Consider the following 24918-nt stretch of genomic DNA (forward strand, 5'->3'; position numbering starts at 1 on the left):
TGGACTGGCGTGACCACGTCCGCTTCGACGAGCGCTACCTGCGCCCCTCCGAAGTCGACCACCTCGTCGGGGACGCCTCCAAGGCCCGGCGGGTCCTCGGCTGGCAGCCCACCATCCACGCCCCCGAACTCGCCCGCCTCATGGTCGACGCCGAACTCGCCGGCCTGCCGCGCCCCGCCGGTCCGGTGGACACGACGGCCGCGACGGCACTTTCGCCGGCGACGGGATGACGAGGCCGCCTCTTCGTACTGTTCAGTCGATTCTAGGGCAGGCCCCACAGTGCACCACCTTGCCGTCGCCGTCGACACGGCCCCCAGCCTTTTCGCAGCACTGACGCTGGCCATCGCTCTGCTGTGGATCTTCGCACGGCATTACTCGGTCGGCGTCGGGTTGCTCCTGGCCTCACAGGTGTGGATCGTCGTGGCGCACGGGCGTCTTCCCGCGCTCGACGTCGGCCTCCACGCCTACCCCGCCGACTTCCTGAGCGCCTGCGCGTGCCTGGTGGCCTTGTCCCGTCTGCTGCTCCACCGCGTGCCGGCCCGAGCGGGGGTGCTGCTCATCCTGGGAATGATGGCCCTGACCGTATGGTCGATCGTCCGGGGCATCGGCGTCGGCGGATTCCAGACGGCCGCCAACGACTCCCGCGTCTACTTCTTCCAGGTCTTCGCCTTCACGCTGTACGTCGCCACGGCTCCCCTGAGCGCGGCCATGGGCAGAGTCATCGGCAGGGCGTGGCTGGCGGCCGCAGCCGTCTACGTGGTCTTGAGCCTGGCCGGATGGGCCGACGCGGGGCTGCAAGCGGTGGGGTCCCCGACTGCGGCGGTCGGCGCGGTCACCGATGCCAGGCCTGTGCCCGCGAACGCGGCGCTCATGTTGGTGCAGGGCGCGGTACTGCTGCTGTGTCCGCCTGCATCGGACCCACGGGTGCCCGGCAGGGCAGGTGGCGGCAGATCCGGTACGAGGCGTCATCGCCTGATCAGGTCCACACTGGCCGTTCTGCTGTTCGTCTGCGTCATCCTGCTGCAGCACCGGACGGTTTGGGTGGTGGCGGCCGTGGTGGTGGTCGTGTACTGGGCGCTCCGTCCCTCTCCCACGGGACAGCGCGTCGCCACCGCCGTCGCTGGGGTACTCGTCGGCTGCCTGACCGCGGTCTGCTACGGCCTGGGCGTCTTCGGATCGGTCGGCGGCAAGGTCGCCGCATCCTTGGCGGACGCGCAGGACTCGCACAGTACGTTCGTGTGGCGGATTCTCGGCTGGCAGGAACTGCTGAGTGCGCCGAGGCCATGGGTGGACTGGGTCGTCGGGTCACCGTTCGGTTCCGGGTACGTGCGCATCGTCGAAGGGGGCCTCATCACGGTGTCCCCGCACGACTACTACGTCCACGTGGCTCTGCGCCTCGGTCTGGTGGGCCTGCTCCTGCTGGTGGCCGTGTACACCCAGGTCTGGTGGCGGCTTCCCCGCGACGGACCGGGCGGCCTTTTGCTGCGCTTGCTGATCGTCTCCCAGCTCGTGTTCTGTGCGGCCTACTCCGCGTCTCCCGAGCAGGGGCTGCTCCTGGGACTGTGCCTGTGGCAGATCCGGTTCAGGACGGCCGACCGGGGCACCGGCAAGAGGTCGGCCGACGTTCCAGGGCCGTTGCCCCGTCCTGCGGTCGTGGAACCGCGCACGGCGTGGGTGCCGGCGGGATCCGGCGCCTCCCATCGGAGAGTGGCAAGAGCAGCGCCGACGTGTACGTGACGTTTGTGTCCTCGACGCGGGTCTCCGCGGCGGCGCCTCCTCCGACAGCCGCCGCCCCAAGCCCCGTCAGCCAACAAAGTTGCTTCTCGGCGACTCCATCCATCACTGAGGCGACAGCAGACCACGAGCCGTTGCGATGCGGTACAGGGGCTGGCGGCTGCGCAACCGCCAGCACACGCCAAGGGCGCACACCGTGCACAGCAGCACCGGGACCGCCCGCAGAAGACGGCCGTCGGCCAACCAGGCGATGGACGCGCCGGCAGCGTAGAGGAGGAGCGCGAGGGCGGCGTGCACCCGGTAGCCGTCCCACAGCCTGCGGGATTCGAGCAGGCTGTCGGTGCGCCACGTGCGCATCTGGACGGCGTGGCCGCACAACGGCCCCGCGCCGGCGGCGAGAGCCAACAGGTGAATGCTGCCGGTGGCAGCCGCGGCGATGGCCGTCCCGCCGATCGCGGTGGCGGTCACGACCTGCGCGCGAACCATCTGGCGGAACGCTCCGCGCACGGTGTCCACGGACAGCGCGGTCGAGTACATCATCGCCGCGCTGGACGCCAGGCACAGCCATGGCACCAGGCTTGCGGCGTCCGCCCACCCGGGGCCCAGGAGCAGGCGGAGCATCTTTGGCCCGATTCCGGCCAGGAACGCGAAAGGCAGGAACGACAGGGCAGAGGCAGCGAGAAGGACATCCGTGACCGCACGGGTGAAGGAAGGATCGACACGGTCGTCCACTTGCCGGCCGGGGATCCTTGGGATCAGGGCTTGCCCGTCACTCTGAACACGCGCCAGCACTCGGGAGAGGCTTGGCGTCGTGACCCGGGACAGCCCACTCGCCAGGAGAGCCAGCGGAATCCCGGTGAACATCACGGCTCGGGAGTAGTTGCCGACCGCGGTCAGGCCGAGTGTCGCGCTCGCCGTCCACAGGGGCAGGGTGTTGGTGGCGTACTGAACGAGTGAGTGGCCGGCGAGGAAACCCGTTGTCCTCGCGAGCTTCCAGAGCCTCACCCGCCGGTGGGGACGGCCAGGCGGTCGCAATGCCCGCAGCAGGAGCAGCAGTCGCGGAAACGCCAGGGCAGCCGCACACAGCTGAGAGACGACGGGGGCGGCGGCGAGCCCCACCGGATTCCAGCCGGACGTCAGCAGCACTGTGCTGGCCAGCAGCCCCGTGGACTGTGAGGCCATCTCGATCACCGCGACGGTGCGTTGGGCCATGAGGCGTCCCAGCCAGGCCGTCGCGATCGCCGCGAAGGGAAGGATCAAAAACTGGCAGCCGAGCACCCGCAGCATCGGTGTGGCCTGCGGCGCGTTCCACAGGTCGGCCCACATCGTGGCCGTCGCCTGGATCAGGACGCAGCACAGGGGGCCGCTGACGGCCCCGAGCTTCAGCGCTGCCGCCAGCAGTTCCTGGGAGGGCTCACGTGCACGGAGCACGGCTGTTCCCAGCCCCGCGTTGGCGAAGTACCCCAGGAGCTGAATGATGGACTGGGCGGAGGCGAAGGCGCCGAAGGCGGATACGCTGACGGTACGCCCCGTATATGCCGTGTAGCCGAGCTGGAGAATCGTGGCCACGGCTGCTGAGCAGTAGTTCCACAGAGTTGCGGTGACGACGGGGTGGTTCTTGGAGCGTCTGCCATTGTCCGCCTCGGTGTACGGCGCCTTCACCGAGGTCCACGTGGGGAGACGGCGCGACCTCACTCTGCGCCGCTCTCCCACGCCGCGATCTTCAGCCACGGGTCGTCCGGTGGACGCGGCATGGGGGCGAAGCCGCCGAGCATGAACTGCAGCGACTGCACGTCGGTCAGCCGCGTGTGGATCCAGTGCCGTAGCCTTTGCCCGGCCTGGTCCAGCTCTTCTTGTTTGACGGTCAGCAGGTCACGCACCCGCGCCACCGCCTCCGCCGGTGTCAGTACGAGGTGCAGCCCGTCCTGCGGCCCGGGAAGCCACTCCCGGCCGGAACCTCCCTGCCCCACGTGGACGCGGCCGGCCGCCGCGCAGATGGGCAATCGGTTGGAGAAGCTTCCCGGGTAGTGCCCGTAGTGATTCCATCCCACACTGAGCCGGGCGTCTTGCACCACTGCCAGCTGGTCCTTGAAGGGAAGGGGGCCACAGGCGTGAGGCCCGCGCCATCCCGCCCCGAACACGCCCAGGCGGCAGCCGAGGCGCCGCAGTCCGCGCACCAGACGCGTTCGGTCCCAGGCACCCGGCACGCGTTGTACGAGGCCGGCCCTCACCATGTTGTTGCCGATGGTCACGACGTCGAAATGGGCCCCGTCGCCGGGTGGCGCCGGACGGTCCTGTTCGGGGAAGAGGTCCAGCGGAAAGGTGTTCGGCACGTAGTGGACCGTTCCGCGCGCGGCGGCACGCAGCATGGTCAGTTGGGCGCCGCCGGCGACGGTGAACACCGCGTCGGCCCGGTGCAGCCATGCCAGGGTGGACTGCGGCAGGCGCTTGTTGCCGCCCCACGCGTCTCCCTCCCAGCAGACGACGCGGGGCCCGCCCAGCAGACGCAGGAGCCGGTCGACGTCGTCGTGCCCGAACGGGTAGCCCTGTGGACACTGGACCAGCACCACGTCGGGGACCGCGTCGGCGATCGCGCGCTTCACGGCGGTGAACACCGCTTCACGCCCACCGCGGGCCATGTCGGCCCGCGGAGCGGTTGCCGTGTGCCTCAGACGGCCGTCCGCCTGCAGCCTTCGGAAGGCGCCGACGAAGCCGCTGCACGGGGTGAGCTTCGGCTCGTTGCTGAGGTGCAACACCACTGGTGGACTCATCACCACTCCTCAGGGCTCTGGGCAGACCGGCGAATGCGCGTGGATCCGGGCTGCACAGGTCGTTCCGTCAGGAACAGTGCCGGCCGAAAACGGTGGTGGGCACGTCAGTGTGGCCCCGCACCGCACTGTGTCTCGTAGCGTCGTGGCAGCAACGTAGGGCACGTGATGTGAGGCCAACAGGCGCTGTCGGGGGTGTCCGGGAAGGACGGCCCCGATTCACCCGTAAGGACCAGCGAACGGACGCGGCTTTCTGTCTGCCCCATATGTCCGTGAATCACGGGTGATACGGGCACAATGGGCGGGTGACTACTCTTCACCGATTTCGTACGGTGGCCCAGCACTTCGGCATTGACGTGAGGCGGTTTCCCGAATGCGCTCTCGAATACCGCCTTGTGCAATTGCTGTCCCGCTACCGCGTTGGTGCGGTCGTCGATGTCGGGGCGAACCGTGGGCAGTACGGTGCGATGTTGCGGCGATTCGGATACCGGGGACGGATTACTTCCTTCGAACCGCTGAGCGGGCCTTTTGAGGACCTGCGCCGTCGGTCGGCCGCCGACGGGCTGTGGACGGCGTTCCCGTACGCGATCGGCGACGAGGACGCCACCGTCACCGTCAACGTGGCAGGAAACGACGAGGCGAGCAGTTCCGTCCTTCCCATGCTGCCGAGGCATCGTGAGGCGTGTCCGGAATCCGGTTACGTGGACCGGCAGGAGGTGACACAGCGTCGACTCGACGCATTATGGCCGCAGTTGACGCGACCGGAAGAACGGGTCTTTCTCAAACTCGATGTCCAGGGCTACGAAGAGGCGGTCCTGCGTGGAGCCGGTGACTGCGTCAAGGAGTGCACGGGAATGCAGATGGAACTCTCGTGTGTCCCTCTGTACGAGGGCGGACTGCAGTTCTCTCGAGCGCTCGACCTCGTGCAGCGCCGATACGGCCTGACGCTGATGGGCCTGATGCCCGGGTTCACCGATCCACGAACGGGCCAAATGCTGCAGTGCGATGCCGTGTTCTTCCGCGACGGCGTCCATCCGGCCTCCGCGGCGGAACAAGTCCCGGAAACCAGATCTTCTCAACCGCAATGGTGACTCCACCGTAAGACGGCCCGACGTAACGTCAGTCAAGGAGGGTAGCGACGCCCATGGCCATCCCTACGAACACAGGCGGTGATGTCACACCTCTGACCGCTGTAGCACCGAGGGCCTTTGGTGCGGCGGCGGACACGAAGGCCCACCACCCCCTCGACCGTTCGGCCCGAGTGTTCGTGGCCGGAAGCCGTGGTCTCGTCGGTTCGGCGGTGTGGAGGGAACTGGTCCGGGAGGGGTTCACCGATGTGGTCGGGCCCGGATCGGCGGAGTTGGACCTTCGGGAGCGCCGGGCCGTTTTCGACTGGTTCGCCGCCGAGCGGCCCGACGCGGTCGTGCTCGCGGCCGCGCGGGTGGGCGGGATCAGGGCGAACGCTACCCGGCCGGTCGAGTTCCTCTCCGACAACCTGCGCATCCAGGTCAACGTGCTGGACGCTGCGTTGGAGCATCGAGTGGAGCGGCTGCTGTTTCTCGGCTCCAGTTGCATCTATCCCAAGTTCGCCGAGCAGCCCATCCGGGAGGAGGCGTTGCTGACGGGTCCGCTCGAACCGACCAACGACGCCTACGCCATCGCCAAGATCGCAGGAATTATGCACGTGCAGGCGGCACGGCGGCAGTACGGTCTGCCGTGGATCTCCGCCATGCCGACCAATCTGTACGGGACCGGCGACAACTTCCATCCCGAACACTCCCATGTGCTGCCGTCCTTGGTCCGGCGGTTCCACGAGGCGAAGGAGTCGGGGGCCAGGCGCGTCGTGAACTGGGGCAGTGGCACGCCTCGCAGGGAGTTCCTGCACGTGGACGACCTGGCTCGGGCGTGCCTGCACGTGCTGGAACACTACGACGCGGACGAGCCGGTCAACATCGGCACCGGCACGGACCTGACCATCCGGGAACTGGCGGAACTGGTCGCGGAGGTCGTCGGGTATCAGGGACGTGTCGAATGGGACCCGAGCCAGCCGGACGGCACTCCACGCAAACTCCTCGATGTCTCCCGGCTCACCGCGCTGGGCTGGGCGCCTCGCATCGGACTGCGTGAGGGACTCGCCCAGACGTACGCCTGGTACGTCGAGAACCTCGGATCCGGCGCCCTGCGGCGCTGACCGTCTCAGCACGGTCGGACAACGCGAAGGCCGGTACCGCTTGAGCGGTACCGGCCTTCACCCGTCTGTGCGCAGCGACTACTTCACCGGCTCCGGCTCCGGCGCGTCCTCGGGCTCCTCCGAGCCCGCCGGGTCGCCCGGCGTCTTCACGGAGTCGAGGAGCAACTGGGCGACATCCACGACCTGGATGGATTCCTTCGCCTGGCCGTCGTTCTTCTTGCCGTTGACCGAGTCGGTCAGCATGACGAGGCAGAACGGGCAGGCGGTGGAGACGATGTCGGGGTTGAGGGAGAGTGCCTCGTCGACGCGCTCGTTGTTGATGCGCTTGCCGATCCGCTCCTCCATCCACATGCGGGCGCCGCCGGCGCCGCAGCAGAAGCCGCGCTCCTTGTGGCGGTGCATCTCCTCGTTGCGCAGGCCCGGGACCTTGCCGATGATCTCGCGCGGGGGCGTGTAGATCTTGTTGTGGCGGCCCAGGTAGCAGGGGTCGTGGTAGGTGATGATGCCCTCGACCGGGGTGACCGGGACCAGCTTGCCCTCGTCGACCAGGTGCTGCAGCAGCTGGGTGTGGTGGATGACCTCGTAGTCGCCGCCGAGCTGCGGGTACTCGTTGCCGAGGGTGTTGAGGCAGTGCGGGCAGGTGGCGACGATCTTCTTCGCCGACTTCGGTTTCTTCGTCGACGGGTCGTCGTCGTCCTCGCCGAAGGCCATGTTCAGCGCGGCCACGTTCTCCATGCCGAGCTCCTGGAACAGGGGCTCGTTGCCCAGGCGGCGGGCCGAGTCGCCGGTGCACTTCTCGTCGCCGCCCATGATCGCGAACTTGACGCCCGCGATGTGGAGGAGTTCGGCGAACGCCTTCGTGGTCTTCTTGGCCCGGTCCTCCAGGGCGCCGGCGCAGCCGACCCAGTACAGGTAGTCGACCTCGGTGAGGTCCTCGACATCCTTGCCGACGACCGGGACCTCGAAGTCGACCTCCTTGGTCCACTCCAGGCGCTGCTTCTTGGCCAGGCCCCAGGGGTTGCCCTTCTTCTCCAGGTTCTTGAGCATCGTGCCCGCCTCGGAGGGGAACGCGGACTCGATCATGACCTGGTAGCGGCGCATGTCGACGATGTGGTCGACGTGCTCGATGTCGACCGGGCACTGCTCGACGCAGGCGCCGCAGGTGGTGCAGGACCACAGGACGTCCGGGTCGATGACGCCGTTCTCCTCGACGGTGCCGATCAGCGGCCGCTCGGCCTCCGCGAGAGCCGCGGCCGGCACACCGGCGAGCTGCTCCTCGGACGCCTTCTCCTCGCCCTCCGTCGTCTTGCCGCCGCCGGCCAGCAGGTACGGCGCCTTGGCGTGCGCGTGGTCCCGCAGCGACATGATCAGCAGCTTGGGCGACAGGGGCTTGCCGGTGTTCCAGGCCGGGCACTGCGACTGGCAGCGGCCGCACTCGGTGCAGGTGGAGAAGTCCAGCAGACCCTTCCAGGAGAACTGCTCGACCTGGGAGACGCCGAAGACGTCGTCCTCGCCCGGGTCCTCGAAGTTGATCGGCTCGCCGCCCGACGTCATCGGCTGCAGCGCGCCGAGGGCCGTCCCGCCGGTCGCGTTGCGCTTGAACCAGATGTTCGGGAAGGCGAGGAAGCGGTGCCAGGCCACACCCATGTTGGTGTTCAGGCTCACCGTGATCATCCAGACCATGGTGGTGCCCAGCTTGATCATGGCGAAGAAGTACGTGAGGTTCTGCAGCGTGGTCAGGCTGAGGCCCTTGAGGGCCAGGATCAGCGGATACGAGGCGAAGTACGCGGCCTCGTAGTGGTCCACGTGGTGCAGCGCGCCCTCGAGCGCGCGCAGGGCCATGATCGCCAGACCGATGGTGAAGATCACGTACTCGACGAAGTACGCCTGGCCCATCTTCGAGCCCGCGAACCGGGACTTGCGGCCGGGCCGTGACGGCAGGCTCAGCAGGCGGATCACCATCAGCGTGACGATGCCGAGGGTGGTCATCGTGCCGATGAACTCGATGTACAGCTCGTACGGCAGGAAACCGCCGAGGACCGGCAGCGTCCAGTCGGCCTGGAAGAGCTGGCCGTAGGCGTTGATGATCGTCGGCGGCAGGGTCAGGAAGCCGATGGCCACGAACCAGTGGGCGATGCCCACGATGCCCCACCGGTTCATCCGCGTGTGGCCGAGGAACTCCCTGACCAGCGTCACGCTGCGCTGGTAGGGGTTGTCGGTCCGGCTGCCGGCGGGCACGGGCTGGCCCAGCTTGAAATACCGGACGAACTGGCCGACGGCGCGTGCGAGCAGGGCGACGCCGACCACGGTCAGGACCAGCGACACGATGATCGCGGCGAGTTGCATTTGGGGGCTCCTCGGGCCTGCGAGGGGTTCCTGCGGCGTACTTCCTGTGTACTCCGAGGACGTGATTACTAAGCGGTAACTTATGCAGTCCGTTTGAGACTACCCACTTATGCCGCCGCACTGTAGTGGCGCAGGCGGTGATCTGCGTCGCTGTCGGAGCCCCTCCCCCGGTTCAGACTCCGGAGCCGCCGGCCCTCCCCGCCGGGACGAACACCACACGGAACATCTTCGGCCAGAACTTCCCGGTGATCAGGAACTGATCGGTGCCGGGGACTGCCGCGATACCGTTCAGGGTGGCCCCCTGGACGAGTTCGTCCTCGCGCAGCAGCCCGGAGGCGTCGATGCTCGCCGTCACCCGGCCGGTGGCCGGGTCGATGCGCACGAGGCGGTCGGTGAAGAGCACATTGGCGAAGACGGCGCCGCCGACGCACTCCAGCTCGTTCAGCTCCGTCACCGGCCGGCCCTCCTCGGTCACGGTGACCTGGCCTGTCTTCGCCAGCGTGCGCGGGTCACGGAAGATCAGCCGCGACGAGCCGTCACTGGTCACCAGGCGGTGCCGTGCCCGCTGCAGGCACACACCCCAGCCGTCGTCCGGGTACGCGACACGTCGGAGCTCCGCGAGCGTCCCGGCGTCGCGCTCGATGGCGATGTGGTTCTGCCAGGTCAGCTGCCACAGGGTGCGGCCGAGCACGGTGATCCCCTCGCCGAAGAAGGGCTTCGGCAGCGCCGTGCGGACCGTGGGCCGCTTGCCGGGGGGTCCCGCCCGTAGTGAGGACCGGCCGGGGATGCCGGTGCCTTCGTAGAGCCTGTCGTCGGCCATCTCCAGGCCCTGGGTGAACGCCTGCGGGTCGTGGGGAAGGGTTTCGAGGACCTTGACCCGCAGGTGCTCGACCGGGGGCGGGGTGGCCCGCCCGCCCCCTGCGGCATGCGAATCCCCTGCGGCCCGCCGGCTCCCCGCGGAGCGCCTCCCGGCCTCGTCGTCGGAGGCGGGGCGGTCCCGAGCCGGGTTCCCGGCGATGCACGACACGAGCAGAAGCGCGCCGGTGAGCACGGCGGCGCCCGCGCGGCGCCCGCGCTCAGACATGGCAGGCGCCTCCCGGCTTCAGCGTGCTCCGCAGAGGCGTCACCAGGGGCTGCTGCAGGACGACGGGAGCGCGGTCGGCGTGCGGCTCCCTCAGGTGCAGCACCAGGGTGCGGCTGGAGCGGGCGGGCAGCTCGACGTTCAGCCAGAACACGGAGTGGCCGCGTTCGACGCCGGAGGCCAGCGGTACCCGGCGTCCGTCGAGAGTGGCGCTCGTGAGACTGGCCCCGACCCCGGCGTAGTACGACACCATGAGCCGGTTGTCACCCGGCCGGGTGGGGTGACGCGGGGAGTCGACCCGCAGCGTGACGTAGCCGGGCAGCCCCGACTTGGGGGCCCGGTTGGTCAGGGTGACCGTCGCGGTGACCGCGCGGTCGCCGCGCGAGCAGCCCTTCGCCTCCCAGACCAGGCTGCGGTCGAGGTAGTAGTCCAGCTTGGAGCCCGCCGCGTTGTTCACCACCACCCCCGCGAAGGGGCCGGGAGTGTCCGGGAGGGTGCCTGAGAGGGAGCGGGTCTCAAGGAGCCGCTGTTCCCTCTCGTGGGCGCTCCACACCTTCAGCCGTCCGTCCCGCTGGGCGTCGTGTACGGCGACGAGCAGCGCGGGCAGCAGGCGGGAGTCGCCGGCCGCCGACATCAGCCGCCCGGCGGCCGCGCGGGCCGCCCTGACGAAGAACGCCTTGCGCTCGATGGTGTTGTCGTACATCGCGTAGCTGGCTCGTTCGGTGAGGTCGACGACGTTGTCGGCGGTGAGCTCGACGCCCCCCGGCATGCGCGCCGGGCCGGTGACGCGCAGGAAGCGGCTCAGCGTGGCGGGATCGACGGCGAGGGCGCCGTCCACATGCTGGCCGGTGTGCCGGCGCCAGGCCGAGGCCCAGATGCGGGCCGCGTAGGGGAAGTGGGGGCTCAGGTTGGAGTTGTTCCACGTGCCGGTCGGGTTGTAGCCCCCGTAACGGGCCGTGAAGTCGGCTCCCAGGTCGACGTCCGCCTTGACCGAGGCCATCTCGGTGTTGTTGCCGAACCGCTCGAAGGACAGACGGCCCCGGTCGGCCCGCAGCACGGCGAAGGCGCCCGGCAGGCCACCGGTGCCGCGCGCCTCGGCGGTGTTCTGGAACGTCATGAAATACCGCCGCTCCCCGTGCGCGCCGAGCATGGACGGCAGGACGCGGGCCGCGAGAGAGGCGTCGCTCATCACCGGGACGAGACGGTCGACCTGCCGCGCGAGCTCGGACCGGGCCCGGTCCGCTGCCGGCAGCCACGTGGATCGCGGGAGCCCGTCCACGTCGGTCCTCACCTCGGCCGCGACCTGTGCGGCCCGGACGACGTCCGGTGCGTGCTCCTGCAACGCCGCGAGGGCCCTGGACATCCCGTCGCCGCGGTTGCCTGACGTGGGAGCCGGCAGGACCTGCGCCAGGGGGGACAGCACGCCGCCGGCCAGCCTGTCCGCCGCGTACGCGGCGCCCCGCACGGTTCTGACCGGCTCCCCCACGAAGGGCAGGAGGGCGGCCGGGTACCAGGCCGGGCCGGTGGTGAGGTCATGCGCCCGGGCGGCGTGGGCGGCCGCGGAACGCACGGCCCGTACACGGTCCTGGGCGGCCGCCGACGTTGCTGCACCGCCGGCGGGGCCGGGCGCCGGTGCGGGCGCGACCGACTGCCGCAGCGCGTCGAGGTCCCGCTGGGCGGCCGTCAGTTCCGAACGGGCGAGCAGGCCGGTGACCCCGATCCATGCCGCGCCGGCCAGCGGAAGCGCCGCGGCGGCCAGCAGGGCGATCCTCAGGGCGCGACGCCGGCCCGGTGAACGGTCGCCTGAGCGGCCGGGCCCGGGTACGCCGACGGCGTCCCGGCGGGGGCCGGGACGCCGTGGTACCGCTTTGCCGATGGTGCGCTCCGTCATGAACTGCGGCGCCGGCGCACGGCCATCATCGTGCCGCCGCCCAGGACGACCAGTGCGGCAGCGGCGCCGCCCAGCGCCATGGCCTTCTCACTGCCCGTGGCCGCGAGGGCGTTCTGCCGCCGGCCCGGCGCACCGGCCGCGCCGGGGCGGCCCGAGGACTCCTCGCTGCCCATGGACTCGTCCCTGTCCCTGTCCCTGTCCCTGCCCTGGTCGCGTCCCTCGTCGCGCCGGTCGTCGTCACCGCGTCCGTCGTCACCGCGGCAGCGGCTGTCTCCCCCGCCGGCGGCGGCCAGCACCCTGATGCGCGCCCATGCCTCCAGGTGGGAGCGGTTGTCTTCCAGTTCGAGGAAGTGATACCCGGGGGAGGTGCAAACCGGGATCGTCACCGTGTCGGTGGCGGCTCCCGTCGCGTCCGTCGTGACCCTGCCCAGGAAGCCCCCGTCGCCCCCGTCGGCCTCATCGCCCCCGTTGTGCCCGTTGTGCCCGCCGTGGCCGTCGTCGTGGCCGTTGTGTCCGCCGCGCACACTGCGTCCACTGCCCCCGCTGCGCCTGTCGCCCCCCCGGCTCCCGTTGTTCCCGCGGTTCCCGGTGCGACCGTCATCCGAGTGCAGCTCTTCAGTGAGCACCGTGCTGGCGGGGAAGTTCTCCGCATAGATGGTCACGGTGCCACCGGCGGTCACCGTCGTGGGGTCCACTCTCAGGGTCGGGGGCGGCGTTCCGTACTGTGCATAGGCGGTCGACGCCCCTGCCAGTGGTGTGGCGACCAGCGCGGCAGCCGATGCTGCCGATGCCAGCGCAACCCGCCATCTCGGCGATGTCGTCATCTTCGGTCACTCTCCTCGACTTCTGTACGGGTCAGGCTGCGCAGCGTCAGCCGTATCAAGATCTAGATACATGGAATAAATGGGACATACGGACAACGGGTGCGGGGTGCCGCCCAGAAGGCACCGGATGGGGTAGAGGCCGCCTCTCGATGACTCGCCTCGTGGGCCCGGCGGAGTGAGGGGGTGATGTGCGTCCAGGGTCGTTCGGCGGGACGACATGGGGTGGCTCCCCCGGTTGGAGCGCGCGAGTCCCTAATCTTCGGCTGCACGCACAGGGAACAGAACAGCCTATTTCGGGTGGTTCCCTCGGTTCTATGAGGGGTGCAGCTTGGATCTCCACGGATTCCTGAAGGCTCTTGCCAGACGCTGGCCGACCGTCGTGGTCTGTCTGGTTCTGGCGATCGGGGCGGCGCTTGCCATGACGGGCTTGAGCACCCCCGTCTACGAGGCCGGGACTCAGCTCTTCGTCGCCACCCGCACCGGCGAGGACACCGCCCAGTTGAACCAGGGGCAGAGCTTCTCGCAGGCGCGCGTGCAGTCGTACGCCGAGATCGTCACGACCCGTCAGGTGACCCAGCCCGTGGTGAAGGAGCTGCGGCTGCACATCACGCCGGAACAGCTCGCGTCCCAGATCACCGCCGAGGCACCGCTCAACACCGTGCTCATCAACATCACCGTGCGGGACACCGAACCCGAGCGGGCCGCCCGGATCGCCAACGCCGTGGCGGGGCGGTTCAGCGCTGTCGTGGAGCGGCTTGAAGCGCCCAGGCGTGTACCCGGCCCGGTCCGAGCCGGCAAGAAGCGCGCGGGCGACGCCCCGCCTGTCTCCCCCGTGTCTCTGGGCATCACCCAGGAAGCCGTCGCCCCTGTGGCCCCGGTCTCCCCCCGCCCCCTGCTGAACCTGGCTGCGGGAGTGCTCGGCGGCCTGCTGCTCGGCGCTGGGATCGTCGTGTTGCGCGAGACCCTCGACACGACCCTCAAGACGAGCGAGGCACTGGTCGAACTCACCGACCTGCCCGGCCTCGGCACCATTCCGTACGACAAGAACGCCCCCAGGCATCCACTCGTCAGCGCAGAGCACTCCAAGCGCGCCGAGGCATTCCGCAAACTGCGCACCAACCTGCAGTTCTCGCAGGTCGACGACCGGCCCCGGATCATCTTGGTCACGAGTTCGATGCCCGGTGAGGGCAAGACGAACACCGCGGCGAACCTCGCCCTCTCACTCGCCGAGGCGGGCATCTCCACCTGTCTGGTGGACGCCGACCTGCGCCGTCCGTGTGTGGCCTCGACCTTCGGCCTCGTCCAGGACGCCGGGCTCACCACGGTGCTCATCGGCCAGGCCGGTATCCGGGACGTGATGCAGCAGGCCGGGGGCCGGCTCTCCGTGCTCACCAGCGGTGCCGTACCGCCGAACCCCACGGAACTGCTCGCGTCGGCACGCATGGAAGAGGTGCTGCGTGAGTTGGCGGGCACCCATGAGGTCGTCATTGTCGACAGTGCCCCCCTGCTGCCGGTCGCCGACACCGTCGGGCTTGCACCGCTCACCCAGGGTGCGCTGCTCGTCGTCCGCGCGGCGAAAACCAGTCGGGACCAAGTGCGTCACGCCACGGAGTCGCTGGAGCGCGTGGGCGTCCGCACCCTCGGCACTGTCTTCAGCATGGCTCCGATTCCCAAGGGCGCCCGTCACGGCGCCTATGGGGCCTACGGCGGATACGGCGAGCTGCCCGCTCCTCGGACGGCCGCTCCCCGGAAGGAGGCAGCCGCACCCGGGGGGCCTCGTCGCGCGGGAGGGAGATGACCCGGGTCCTGTTCGTCTGCACCGGCAACGTGTACCGCTCGGCGCTCGCCGAGCGGTTGCTGGCCGTGAGGATGCCGCCCGGCTCGGGCGTACGGCCGGAGAGCGCAGGTACGGAGGCGTGGTCCTGGCCCAGCATGGAACCCTCCACCAAGTCGGTGCTGGAGGAGCTGGGCGGCGACGCCTCCGGCTTCGCGTCCCGCCGGCTCACCGCGGAGCTCGTGGCGGGAGCGGCTCTGGTGCTCGGGCTCGCCCGCGAGCACCGGGAGGCGGCCGTGCGCCTGGCGCCGGTCGCGTTGCGGCGCTGTTTCACCCTGAAGGAGTTCGTGCGTCTCGGCGCCGGAGGCGGAGGGGACGTCGGGACGCCCCACGGGGAAGGTCCGGGCGGCCCGGACCGTTTGCACACGGTGGACCGTTCGAACACGGTGGACCGTCTGAAGGCGGTGGTGGCGGCCGCAGCGGCCCGCCGCGGCACGGCCGCCCCCGTCACCCCGGAGGAGGACGACATCGCCGATCCCTGGGGCATGCCCCGCGAGGTACTGCACGGGTGCGCCCTGGAGATCGACGAGGCGGTGAGGGGGCTGGCCCGCCTGCTGGACGGCGGCCGGGCCCACGCACCGTCGCCCCTCGGTTGCCCTGAGCCACCGAACCAAAGTTGAGTCCCTGTGACTCAGCTCTGTTGACGCCGACCCGATCCCTCAGGCATCCTTGAGCCTGTTCCACTCAAGTCAGCTGGAGGAATCGAAATGGCACGTGCGGTCGGCATCGACCTGGGCACGACTAACTCCGTCGTCAGCGTTCTGGAGGGCGGCGAGCCCACCGTCATCACCAACGCCGAGGGCGCCAGGACCACGCCGTCCGTCGTCGCCTTCGCCAAGAACGGCGAGGTGCTGGTCGGTGAGGTGGCCAAGCGCCAGGCGGTCACCAACGTGGACCGGACCATCCGGTCCGTGAAGCGCCACATGGGCACCGACTGGAAGATCCAGCTGGACGGGAAGGACTTCAACCCGCAGCAGATCTCCGCCTTCATCCTGCAGAAGCTGAAGCGGGACGCGGAGGCGTACCTCGGTGAGAAGGTGACCGACGCCGTCATCACCGTCCCCGCGTACTTCAACGACTCGGAGCGGCAGGCCACGAAGGAGGCCGGCGAGATCGCCGGTCTGAACGTGCTCCGCATCGTCAACGAGCCGACCGCGGCCGCCCTGGCCTACGGCCTCGACAAGGACGACCAGACCATCCTCGTCTTCGACCTCGGTGGCGGCACCTTCGACGTGTCCCTCCTGGAGATCGGCGACGGCGTCGTCGAGGTGAAGGCCACCAACGGTGACAACCACCTCGGTGGTGACGACTGGGACCAGCGCGTCGTCGACTACCTGGTCAAGCAGTTCGCCGCCGGCCACGGGGTGGACCTCGGCAAGGACAAGATGGCCCTCCAGCGCCTCCGTGAGGCCGCCGAGAAGGCCAAGATCGAGCTGTCCTCCTCCACCGAGACCTCGATCAACCTGCCCTACATCACGGCGTCCGCCGAGGGCCCGCTGCACCTGGACGAGAAGCTCACCCGGGCGCAGTTCCAGCAGCTGACGGCCGACCTCCTGGAGCGCTGCAAGACGCCGTTCCACAACGTCATCAAGGACGCCGGCATCTCCATCAACGAGATCGACCACGTCGTCCTCGTGGGCGGCTCGACCCGTATGCCCGCGGTCGCCGAGCTCGTCAGGGAGCTGACCGGCGGCAAGGAGGCCAACAAGGGCGTCAACCCGGACGAGGTCGTCGCCATCGGCGCCTCGCTCCAGGCCGGTGTCCTCAAGGGCGAGGTCAAGGACGTCCTGCTGCTCGACGTGACGCCGCTGTCCCTCGGTATCGAGACCAAGGGCGGCATCATGACCAAGCTGATCGAGCGGAACACGACGATCCCGACCAAGCGGTCGGAGATCTTCACCACGGCCGAGGACAACCAGCCGTCCGTGCAGATCCAGGTCTACCAGGGCGAGCGCGAGATCGCGGCGTACAACAAGAAGCTCGGTATGTTCGAGCTGACCGGTCTGCCGCCGGCCCCGCGCGGTGTCCCGCAGATCGAGGTGTCCTTCGACATCGACGCCAACGGCATCATGCACGTCACGGCGAAGGACCTCGGCACCGGCAAGGAGCAGAAGATGACCGTCACCGGCGGCTCCTCGCTCCCGAAGGACGAGGTCGACCGGATGCGGCAGGAGGCCGAGCAGTACGCGGAGGAGGACCACCGCCGCCGCGAGGCCGCCGAGACCCGCAACCAGGGCGAGCAGCTCGTCTACCAGACCGAGAAGTTCCTCAAGGACAACGAGGACAAGGTCCCCGGCGAGATCAAGACCGAGGTCGAGGCCGCCGTCGCGGAGCTGAAGGAGAAGCTGAAGGGCGAGGACACGGCCGAGATCCGCACCGCCACGGAGAAGGTCGCGGCCGTCTCGCAGAAGCTGGGCCAGGCCATGTACGCCGACGCCCAGGCCGCCCAGGCCGGCGGCGGCGCGGGTGCCTCCGAGGCCCGGGCCGACGACGACGTGGTCGACGCCGAGATCGTGGACGACGAGCGGAAGGACGGTGCCGCGTGACGGAGGAGACCCCGGGCTTCGAGGAGAAGCCCGACGTCCCCTCCGGCGCCACCCCTGATGACGCCGAGCCGCAGGCCGCTTCCCCCTCTCCGGAGGAGGCGGCGGCCCCGGCGGGGGACGCAACCGCACGGACCGCGGGTCTGGTGGCGGAGCTGGACCAGGTGCGCACGGCGCTGAGCGAGCGCACAGCGGACCTCCAGCGCCTCCAGGCCGAGTTCCAGAACTACCGCCGCCGCGTCGAGCGCGACCGGATCGCGGTCAAGGAGATCGCCATCGCGAACCTCCTGACCGAGCTCCTGCCCGTGCTCGACGACATCGGCCGCGCGCGGGACCACGGCGAACTCGTCGGCGGCTTCAAGTCCGTCGCCGAATCGCTGGAGACCGTCGCGGCGAAGATGGGGCTGCAGCAGTTCGGCAAGGAGGGCGAGCCGTTCGACCCGACGATCCACGAGGCGCTGATGCACTCGTACGCGCCGGACGTCACAGAGACGACGTGCGTGGCGATTCTCCAGCCCGGGTATCGGTTCGGCGAGCGCACCATCCGCCCCGCGCGGGTGGCGGTGGCGGAGCCGCAGCCGGGGGCTCAGACGGTCAAGGCCGACGAGGCGGCCGAGGCGGGCGAGGACAAGGAGAGCGGTGGCCCGGACGAGGGCTGACGTACGTCCCGGTGCACAGCGATCGGGCATGAGGAAGGAGGGACGTCGGGGATGAGCACCAAGGACTTCATCGAGAAGGACTACTACAAGGTCCTCGGCGTCCCCAAGGACGCCACCGAGGCCGAGATCAAGAAGGCGTACCGGAAGCTCGCCCGCGAGTTCCACCCGGACGCCAACAAGGGCAACGCCAGGGCCGAGGAGCGCTTCAAGGAGATCTCCGAGGCGAACGACGTCCTCGGCGACCCCAAGAAACGCAAGGAGTACGACGAGGCCCGCGCCCTCTTCGGCAACGGCGGCTTCCGCCCCGGCCCCGGGGCGGGCGGCGGCTCGTTCAACTTCGACCTGGGCGACCTCTTCGGAGGCCAGGGCGGCAGCGCCTCAGGGAGCTTCGGCGGCGGACTCGGTGACGTCTTCGGGGGCCTGTTCAACCGCGGCGGCGGCGGCGCGGGCACGCGGACGCAGCCGCGGCGCGGCCAGGACATCGAGTCCGAGGTCACGCTGAGCTTCATGGAGGCGGTGGACGGCGCGACCGTGCCGCTGCGCATGTCCTCGCAGGCGCCGTGCAAGGCGTGTTCGGGCACCGGCGACAAGAACGGCACACCGCGCGTGTGCCCGACCTGCGTCGGCACCGGGCAGGTGGCGCGCGGCTCGGGCGGCGGCTTCTCGCTGACCGACCCCTGCCCGGACTGCAAGGGCCGCGGTCTGATCGCGGAGCACCCGTGCCCCGAGTGCAAGGGCAGCGGCCGGGCGAAGTCGTCCCGGACCATGCAGGTCCGCATCCCCGCGGGTGTCACGGACGGCCAGCGCATCAGGCTGCGCGGCAAGGGCGCGCCCGGCGAGCGGGGCGGCCCGGCCGGCGATCTGTACGTGGTCGTCCACGTGGACACGCATCCCGTGTTCGGCCGCAAGGGCGACAACCTGACGGTGACCGTGCCGGTGACGTTCACGGAGGCGGCGCTCGGCGCCGACATCCGGGTGCCCACGCTCGGCGGGCCCCCGGTGACGCTGAAGCTGCCTCCGGGCACGCCGAACGGGCGCACGATGCGCGCGCGCGGCAAGGGTGCGGTCCGCAAGGACGGCACGCGCGGCGACCTGCTGGTGACGGTCGAGGTGAGTGTCCCCAGGGGCCTTTCGGGGAAGGCTCGTGACGCGCTGGAGGCGTATCGCGAGGCAACCGCGGGGGAGGACCCGCGGGCGGAGCTGTTCCAGGCCGCGAAGGGAGCATGACCAGATGGACGGCCGTCGACGCAATCCGTACGAACTGACCGAGGAAACCCCGGTTTACGTCATTTCGGTGGCGGCCCAGCTCTCCGGCCTGCATCCGCAGACCCTGCGGCAGTACGACCGCCTCGGCCTCGTGTCCCCGGACCGCACGGCCGGCCGGGGCCGGCGCTACTCGGCCCGTGATATCGAACTGCTCCGCCAGGTACAGCAGTTGTCGCAGGACGAGGGCATCAACCTGGCCGGCATCAAGCGCATCATCGAACTGGAGAACCAGGTAGCGGCGCTCCAGTCCCGCGTCGCGGAGCTGGAGGCCGCGCTGGACGGCGCCGCCGCGGCGATGCGGCAGCGTGAGGCGGCGGTGCACGCCTCGTACCGCCGTGATCTGGTGCCGTACCAGGAGGTCCAGCAGACCAGCGCGCTGGTGGTGTGGCGGCCGAAGAGGCAGCAGCAGACGGACTGACGGCATCTCATCTCAAGGGCCCGGAGGCGGACGACCTCCGGGCCCTTTGCCGTGTGCGGCCGGAACGAAGGGAAGCCGGGGAGGCACCGGGTGTGCCGTCGTGACGGACCGTCGACCGATGAGTCGCGTTCCGGTGCACGCGGAAAGCGCTGTCTTCAGGTCACGAAGATGTGCGGGTGGCACATGCTCACATGACGCTCTTTGTCTTCACTTGACCCCCACAACAATGCCGTTGCCATCTCGTTAACGCTTACTTCTTGACGGTGTATACCGTCGCCGCGTTGGCTTTCAGCCACCTGGGTCTCAAAGCCGCCCCCCCGCTCCGCCCGGAAGGCACCTGATGTGAACACTCGTACTCCTCGTAGGACCGCTGTGCGTCGTACCGCCATGGCCCTGGCCGCGTCCGCGTCGGCTCTCTCGCTGGCCGCGTGCGGCGTCATGGACGGGGTCGACGCGGGTAGTACCCCCGTGACGCCGAAGAAGGGCAACGACATCACGGTGGGTCTCCTTCTGCCCGAGAAGGAGAACACGCGCTACGAGAAGTTCGACTACCCCATCATCAAGAAGAAGGTCACGGCCCTGACCCACGGCCAGGGCAAGGTGGTCTACGCCAACGCGGGCGCGGACGCGGACGAGCAGAGCAAGCAGCTCGACCAGATGATCGACGACCAGGTGGACGTGCTGCTCGTGGACGCGGTGGACGCCGAGGCCATCGCGCCGGGCATCAAGAAGGCCAAGGACGCGGGCATCCCGGTGATCGCCTACGACCGGCTCGCGCAGGGCCCGATCGACGCGTACATCTCCTTCGACAACCAACTGGTCGGCCAGGTGCAGGGCCGCTCCCTGGCCGAAGCGCTCGGCGCCAAGGCGCCGTACAGCAAGATCATCATGATGAACGGCTCGGTCACCGACCCGAACGCGGCGCAGTTCAAGGAGGGTGCGCTCAGCGAACTCAAGGGCAAGGTGAACATCGTCAAGACGTACGACACCAGGGACTGGAAGCCGGAGGTCGCCAAGGCGAACATGGCGGAGGCGATCCGGGCCGTCGGGCTGAACAACATCGCCGCGGTCTACTCCGCGAACGACGGTATCGCCGGCGCCGTCATCGACGCGCTGAAGGAGGCGGGGGTCAGTAAGGTCCCGCCGGTGACCGGCCAGGACGCGGAGCTCGCCGCGGTGCAGCGGATCGTTGCGGGCGACCAGTACATGAGCGTGTACAAGTCGTACCCGCAGGAGGCGACCAGCGCCGCGGAGATGGCGGTGGCGAAGGTCCAGGGCCGCTCGATCGAGTTCGACGCGTTGACGCGGGACAAGGTCGACAGCCCGACGCAGAAGCAGATCCCTGCCATGCTCGTGCCCGTGGTCGCCCTGACCAAGGAGAACATCGAGGACACGGTGCTCCAGGACGAGATCTACACCGTGAAGGACATCTGCACCGCCAAGTACAAGTCGGACTGCCAGGCGATCGGGCTGAAGTAGGGCGTGGGGCGGGTCCTCCCTCCACCGGCCCGCCCGCCCTTCCATGACCGCTTTCCGTTCCCGTTTCTGTTCCCGTTTCCGTTCCTGTTCGCTTGTGCAATTCCTCGCCGCCCGCGATCGCACCGCGTCGCGGGCGGCGTCGTGTCCGGGCCTGCGGACCCCGCCCCCCATCCGCTCGATGCAAGGGAAGTTCCGGAGGTGGGGAGGATCCCGGATGTATCAGGTGAATTACGGGCGTTGCGGCGGTCAACCCGTGTTGCGGAGGCGGGCACGGCCGCGCATAGTTGCGCTGCGAAGGCGTGTGGGGCGCGGCGTGGACGGCGCGCGTCCGGCGCACGTCGAGGACGTTCAAGGACGTTGCCGGTGAGCTGCGTGGCGCAGGGACGCTGGAGCCAGGAGTTGGAGCCAGGGGTGGGAGATGGCCGGGCACGGGACGGACGCGCATACGCACGGCGCTGACCGGCTCTGTGAGGCCGGGAACCGTGTGTACTCCCGGGCCGTACGCCGGGGGCGGGTGCCGCGTGCCGACGCCGAGCCGGTGCCGTGCCTGCTCGACCTGGCGCTGCTGCACCCGGACCCCGACGACATGCAGTGGCTGGTGCCGACCTCCCCGCAGGAGGTGATGACCCGGCTGCTGCGGGGCGTGTACGAGGAGGTCACCGCGAGCCAGGCGCGGGTCGGGACGACGGTGGCGGCGGTCGAGTGGTACGCCGGGCTCGGCGGCCGTGAGCAGGGCCCCGTGGAGGGGGTCGCGATCCGTGTGCTGGACGGACTGCCGCGCATCCGCGCCGCCATGGACCAGGCGACCGAGCGGTGCACCAGCGAGGTGCTGACGGTGCAGCCGGGAGGCATCCGCCGCGAGGACGAACTCTCCGAGGGCCTGCACCGGGCGCTGGAGATGTGCCGGCGCGGGGTGCGCATGCGCGACCTGTACACGCATGTCGCCCGGCACGGCCAGGGCCTGCACAACTACATGGAGTTGATGGGCGACGCGGCCGAGGCGCGCACCCTCGACGAGGTGCCCGAGCGCCTGATCCTCTTCGACCGCACGGTCGCCTTCATCCCCGCCAATTCCGACCGCACCATCGCGCTTGAGCTGCGCCACCCCGCGGTGGTCGACTACCTGGTGACCGTCTTCGAGCGGCTGTGGCGGCTGGGGATCCCGCTCACCTCCCCGCTCCCGGAGACGGGCATCGACGGCATCACCCACCGGGAGCGCTCCATCGCGGCGCTGCTCGCGGAGGGCCACCAGGACGCGGTGGTCGCCGAACGCCTGGGCATCAGCGTCCGCACCTGCCGCGCGCACATCGCCCGCCTCTCGGAGACCCTGGGCGCGGCGAGCCGTACGCAGCTCGGCGTGCGCATCGCCCAGGCGGGCCTGGACGGTCCCCCGCGCGCGCCGGAACTGCTCCCGGTCACCGCTCCGGGCGCCCCACAATCCCCGACCGATCTCTGAGCCGGCCGGGCCGCGCCCGCTTCTGCCGCTTCGCCCGCTTCACGCGTCGGAGCGAGGGCTCCTGCGGCTTCTCGTGGGGCGAGGCGGTCTCCAGGCCGCGCGGTGCCGCCGCGGGGCCGAGGCCCCTGCACCGCGCCGTTCGCGGGACCGGGGGGCCTCGCCACGCCGGCCATGGGCGGGGCGGCCGTCAAGTCCCGCGCCGTGCCGCCCGTGGGGCTGCACGACCGCCGTCAGGGCCCGCGACGCGGCCACGGCGGCACGGCGGCGCCGCGACGGCTGGAAGGGCCCGCGCACCACGGCCGCGGTGGACACCACGGGGCCCGGTCGCCCGCCTCGCCCGCGGCCGGGCCGTCGCCCTTCCACGCGGGCGGTCGGTCGTCTTTCCGTGCGGGAGGTGACGGGCTCTTTGGGCTCTCCCTCTGCGGGTGGCCGGGCGTCCTGCCGTGCGGGCGGCCACGCGTCCTTGCCCGGGGCCCGTTGTCAGCGACCGGATCACGCCATTCAGTCGCCCTGCTCCAGGATCCCCGACTGCGCGATGAGGTAGCCCAGTTGGGCCCGGCTGCCGCTGCCCAGGACCGCCGCGATCTTGGCTATGTGGGCGCGGCAGGTGCGGACGTTCATGCCGAGGCGCCGCGCGATCGCCTCGTCGACGTGGCCCTCTATGAGGAGCTTGGCGATCGAGCGCTGCACTCCCGTGATGCCGTTGGGGTCGACGGCGTTGGGCACCTCCTCGGTCAGCGGCACCGCGCGTTGCCACAACTGCTCGAAGACCATGGCGAGATACCGCACCAGGCCGGGGTGGCGCAGTTCCAGGGCCACGCGCCGGTCCTCGCTGGCCGGGATGAAGGCGACCGTGCGGTCGAAGACGATCAGACGCTCGATCAGTTCCTCGAGTGTGCGGACCTGGATCTTGCCGTCGGAGATGCGGTCCACGTAGGCGAGGGTGCTCTGGCTGTGCCGGGCCGTGTGCTGGTACAGGGTGCGGATGGTGACGCCGCGGTCGGCGAGGGGCCGGTCGCGCTCCAGGGCCTCCATGAGGGCGTCCGTGGGGCGGCCGCCGCCCGGTTGCACCGTCAGCATCTCGATGTGGCACTCGGCGGTGGCCGAGTTGAGCGCCGTGTTGATCCGTTCGAAGCCCTCCAGCACGGTGATCGAGTGGAGGCTCGCCTGGGGGCTCTGCGTGCTGATGGCGATGAACGGGTCGAAGGATTCGGTCAGTTCGATGGTCTGGCGCCGGCGTTCCTGTATCTCGCGCTCCAGCGGGTGCAGTCGCTGGGCGAGTGCCACGGAGGGGGGAACCGGTCGCAGCCAGTTGGCGTCGTCCGGATCCGGATGCAGCAGCGCGAACTCCAGCAGACACGGCGCCGGTTCCACCTCGGAACGCGTGATCCGTCCGGAGCGCAGCGCGTTGGCGTAAAGCCGTGCTCCGTCGTCGCACAACTCAGTGACAGCGTGGGGATGTGTCGGTTTTGAGTTGTATGTTGCCATTTCTCCACCCCCCAGGGTCCTGAACGTGCAGGAACATGATGCATCGCCCCTGTGGCATTGACATGCCTGAATGAGCCATCGTCTTGTGCTGCGGGGGAGAGGATTCCATCAAGTGAGGACGAAGCCGACTATGCGACCGAGATTGCTTGGTTCAGTGCTTGCAGCCGTCTTCTCCGCCGCAGTGGTTCTCGGTGCTCAGAGCGGCTCGGTTCTTGATGCCGGGCAGACCCGATCGGTGGTCCAGTCGGACAGCGGCTGGAACGCCGTGGATGTGGCCGCCCCGGCGGACAGTGGCTGGAACGCCATACCGGTGGACAGCGGCTGGAACGTCGTGCCGGCCGACAGTGGCTGGAACGCCATACCGGTGGACAGCGGCTGGAACGTCGTGCCGGCCGACAGTGGCTGGAACGCAGTGCCGGCGGACAGCGGCTGGAACGTCGTGCAGGTGGCCGCCCCGGCGGACAGTGGCTGGAACGCTCTTCCCCTGGACGCAGACGTATGACGATTCCTCCCGACGACCGTTCCTTCCGGCGTGAAATGGCCACTGCCTACCGCTCCGGATGGCACTTCATCGACCTGGTCACCGCCATCCCGCACAGCGGTGACTCGTTGATGGTGACCGTGTTCGGGGAGCCCGTCGTCGTCACCCGTGACGAGGACGAGGATGTGCGGGCGTACCGGCTTCTGCGGCGGCCTCGGGGGGCGCCGCAGCCCGTGCGGTGCGCCATCCGATACGGAATGATCTTTGTGAACCTGGACCGGCGCGACCATCAGCTGGCCGAGCCGGACGGTACGGAAGTGAGGACCATCTCAGCCACCCCCCGCAGTGCCTGACGCGATTCCCCCGTCGTAACAGATCGCTCAGGTGCTTCCCCCCGCAGCGGCGTCACCGTGACCTGAACACGGTGACGCCGCTGCAGTTTGCGGGGAGACCTCCCGG

Annotated in this window: 21 protein-coding genes; 14 read left to right on the forward strand and 7 right to left on the reverse strand. The window is 69.7% G+C overall.

What is annotated here, in order from left to right; all coding sequences use genetic code 11:
* Both ACFSL4_RS19415 and ACFSL4_RS19420 read left to right on the forward strand, forming a co-directional pair.
* Positions 1-230, forward strand: a 230-nt coding sequence (locus tag ACFSL4_RS19415; protein ID WP_381084288.1) for a GDP-mannose 4,6-dehydratase, incomplete at its 5' end; no start/stop codon positions are given.
* 49 nt (positions 231-279) lie between these two features.
* Complete coding sequence (locus tag ACFSL4_RS19420) at positions 280-1737, forward strand: O-antigen ligase family protein (protein WP_381084290.1); 1458 nt, start codon at positions 280-282, stop codon at positions 1735-1737.
* 102 nt (positions 1738-1839) lie between these two features.
* Here ACFSL4_RS19420 and ACFSL4_RS19425 read toward each other — a convergent pair whose 3' ends face one another.
* Positions 1840-3396: an oligosaccharide flippase family protein gene (locus ACFSL4_RS19425; RefSeq protein WP_381084292.1), complete on the reverse strand. Its 1557-nt coding sequence runs from the start codon at positions 3394-3396 to the stop codon at positions 1840-1842.
* Positions 3397-3425: 29 nt separating this feature from the next.
* Positions 3426-4505, reverse strand: a complete 1080-nt coding sequence (locus ACFSL4_RS19430; protein ID WP_381084294.1) for a CgeB family protein — start codon at positions 4503-4505, stop codon at positions 3426-3428.
* A gap of 329 nt (positions 4506-4834) precedes the next feature.
* Here ACFSL4_RS19430 and ACFSL4_RS19435 point away from each other — a divergent pair, with 329 nt between their 5' ends.
* Together ACFSL4_RS19435 and ACFSL4_RS19440 are read left to right on the forward strand one after the other, a co-directional pair.
* Positions 4835-5593: an FkbM family methyltransferase gene (locus ACFSL4_RS19435; protein WP_381084296.1), complete on the forward strand. Its 759-nt coding sequence runs from the start codon at positions 4835-4837 to the stop codon at positions 5591-5593.
* 176 nt (positions 5594-5769) lie between these two features.
* Entirely contained in the window at positions 5770-6693 is a 924-nt protein-coding gene (locus ACFSL4_RS19440) for a GDP-L-fucose synthase family protein (protein ID WP_381084300.1), read from the forward strand.
* Between the two features lie 78 nt (positions 6694-6771).
* Here the strand turns inward: ACFSL4_RS19440 and ACFSL4_RS19445 are convergent, their stop codons facing one another.
* The 4 genes from ACFSL4_RS19445 to ACFSL4_RS19460 form a co-directional block, all read right to left on the reverse strand.
* The gene (locus tag ACFSL4_RS19445) at positions 6772-9039 is read right to left on the reverse strand and encodes a (Fe-S)-binding protein (protein ID WP_381084302.1); all 2268 of its coding nucleotides are present in this window, start codon (positions 9037-9039) and stop codon (positions 6772-6774) included.
* Positions 9040-9211: 172 nt separating this feature from the next.
* The gene (locus ACFSL4_RS19450; RefSeq protein ID WP_381084304.1) at positions 9212-10123 is read right to left on the reverse strand and encodes a glutaminyl-peptide cyclotransferase; all 912 of its coding nucleotides are present in this window, start codon (positions 10121-10123) and stop codon (positions 9212-9214) included.
* Entirely contained in the window at positions 10116-12011 is a 1896-nt protein-coding gene (locus tag ACFSL4_RS19455) for a DUF4012 domain-containing protein (RefSeq protein WP_381084306.1), read from the reverse strand. Before ACFSL4_RS19455 ends, ACFSL4_RS19450 begins: the two co-directional genes overlap by 8 nt.
* Positions 12008-12535, reverse strand: a complete 528-nt coding sequence (locus ACFSL4_RS19460) for a hypothetical protein (protein ID WP_381084308.1) — start codon at positions 12533-12535, stop codon at positions 12008-12010. The genes ACFSL4_RS19455 and ACFSL4_RS19460 overlap by 4 nt, the downstream gene beginning before the upstream one ends.
* A gap of 628 nt (positions 12536-13163) precedes the next feature.
* On the opposite strand from ACFSL4_RS19460, the gene ACFSL4_RS19465 reads away from it, so the two are divergent.
* From ACFSL4_RS19465 to ACFSL4_RS19500, 8 genes are all read left to right on the forward strand, one after another.
* Complete coding sequence (locus ACFSL4_RS19465; RefSeq protein WP_381084310.1) at positions 13164-14633, forward strand: tyrosine-protein kinase domain-containing protein; 1470 nt, start codon at positions 13164-13166, stop codon at positions 14631-14633.
* Positions 14630-15289 (forward strand): arsenate reductase/protein-tyrosine-phosphatase family protein, encoded by a 660-nt coding sequence (locus tag ACFSL4_RS19470; protein WP_381084312.1) that lies wholly within the window; start codon positions 14630-14632, stop codon positions 15287-15289. The genes ACFSL4_RS19465 and ACFSL4_RS19470 overlap by 4 nt, the downstream gene beginning before the upstream one ends.
* An 87-nt stretch (positions 15290-15376) precedes the next feature.
* Positions 15377-17215 (forward strand): molecular chaperone DnaK, encoded by a 1839-nt coding sequence (gene dnaK, locus ACFSL4_RS19475; RefSeq protein WP_381084314.1) that lies wholly within the window; start codon positions 15377-15379, stop codon positions 17213-17215.
* On the forward strand, positions 17212-17871 hold the full coding sequence (gene grpE / locus ACFSL4_RS19480) for a nucleotide exchange factor GrpE (RefSeq protein ID WP_381084316.1): 660 nt from the start codon (positions 17212-17214) through the stop codon (positions 17869-17871). Before dnaK ends, grpE begins: the two co-directional genes overlap by 4 nt.
* A 51-nt stretch (positions 17872-17922) precedes the next feature.
* Entirely contained in the window at positions 17923-19098 is a 1176-nt protein-coding gene (dnaJ, locus tag ACFSL4_RS19485; RefSeq protein WP_381084318.1) for a molecular chaperone DnaJ, read from the forward strand.
* A gap of 4 nt (positions 19099-19102) precedes the next feature.
* Positions 19103-19555, forward strand: coding sequence for a heat shock protein transcriptional repressor HspR (locus ACFSL4_RS19490; protein WP_381084320.1), 453 nt, complete (start codon positions 19103-19105; stop codon positions 19553-19555).
* A 387-nt stretch (positions 19556-19942) separates the two neighbouring features.
* Entirely contained in the window at positions 19943-21034 is a 1092-nt protein-coding gene (locus ACFSL4_RS19495) for a sugar ABC transporter substrate-binding protein (RefSeq protein ID WP_381084736.1), read from the forward strand.
* Between the two features lie 418 nt (positions 21035-21452).
* Positions 21453-22490 carry a helix-turn-helix transcriptional regulator gene (locus tag ACFSL4_RS19500; protein ID WP_381084322.1) on the forward strand — a complete coding sequence of 346 codons (1038 nt, stop codon included), beginning with the start codon at positions 21453-21455 and terminating at the stop codon, positions 22488-22490.
* A 501-nt stretch (positions 22491-22991) separates the two neighbouring features.
* On the opposite strand, the gene ACFSL4_RS19505 is transcribed toward ACFSL4_RS19500, so the two are convergent.
* Positions 22992-23978, reverse strand: a complete 987-nt coding sequence (locus ACFSL4_RS19505; protein ID WP_381084324.1) for a helix-turn-helix transcriptional regulator — start codon at positions 23976-23978, stop codon at positions 22992-22994.
* A gap of 235 nt (positions 23979-24213) precedes the next feature.
* On the opposite strand from ACFSL4_RS19505, the gene ACFSL4_RS19510 reads away from it, so the two are divergent.
* Together ACFSL4_RS19510 and ACFSL4_RS19515 are read left to right on the forward strand one after the other, a co-directional pair.
* The gene (locus tag ACFSL4_RS19510) at positions 24214-24480 is read left to right on the forward strand and encodes a hypothetical protein (RefSeq protein ID WP_381084326.1); all 267 of its coding nucleotides are present in this window, start codon (positions 24214-24216) and stop codon (positions 24478-24480) included.
* Entirely contained in the window at positions 24477-24812 is a 336-nt protein-coding gene (locus ACFSL4_RS19515) for a hypothetical protein (RefSeq protein WP_381084328.1), read from the forward strand. The genes ACFSL4_RS19510 and ACFSL4_RS19515 overlap by 4 nt, the downstream gene beginning before the upstream one ends.
* The last annotated feature ends 106 nt before the right edge of the window (positions 24813-24918 follow it).

It is taken from the genome of Streptomyces caeni, assembly GCF_042678285.1.
GTDB lineage: Bacteria > Actinomycetota > Actinomycetes > Streptomycetales > Streptomycetaceae > Streptomyces > Streptomyces caeni.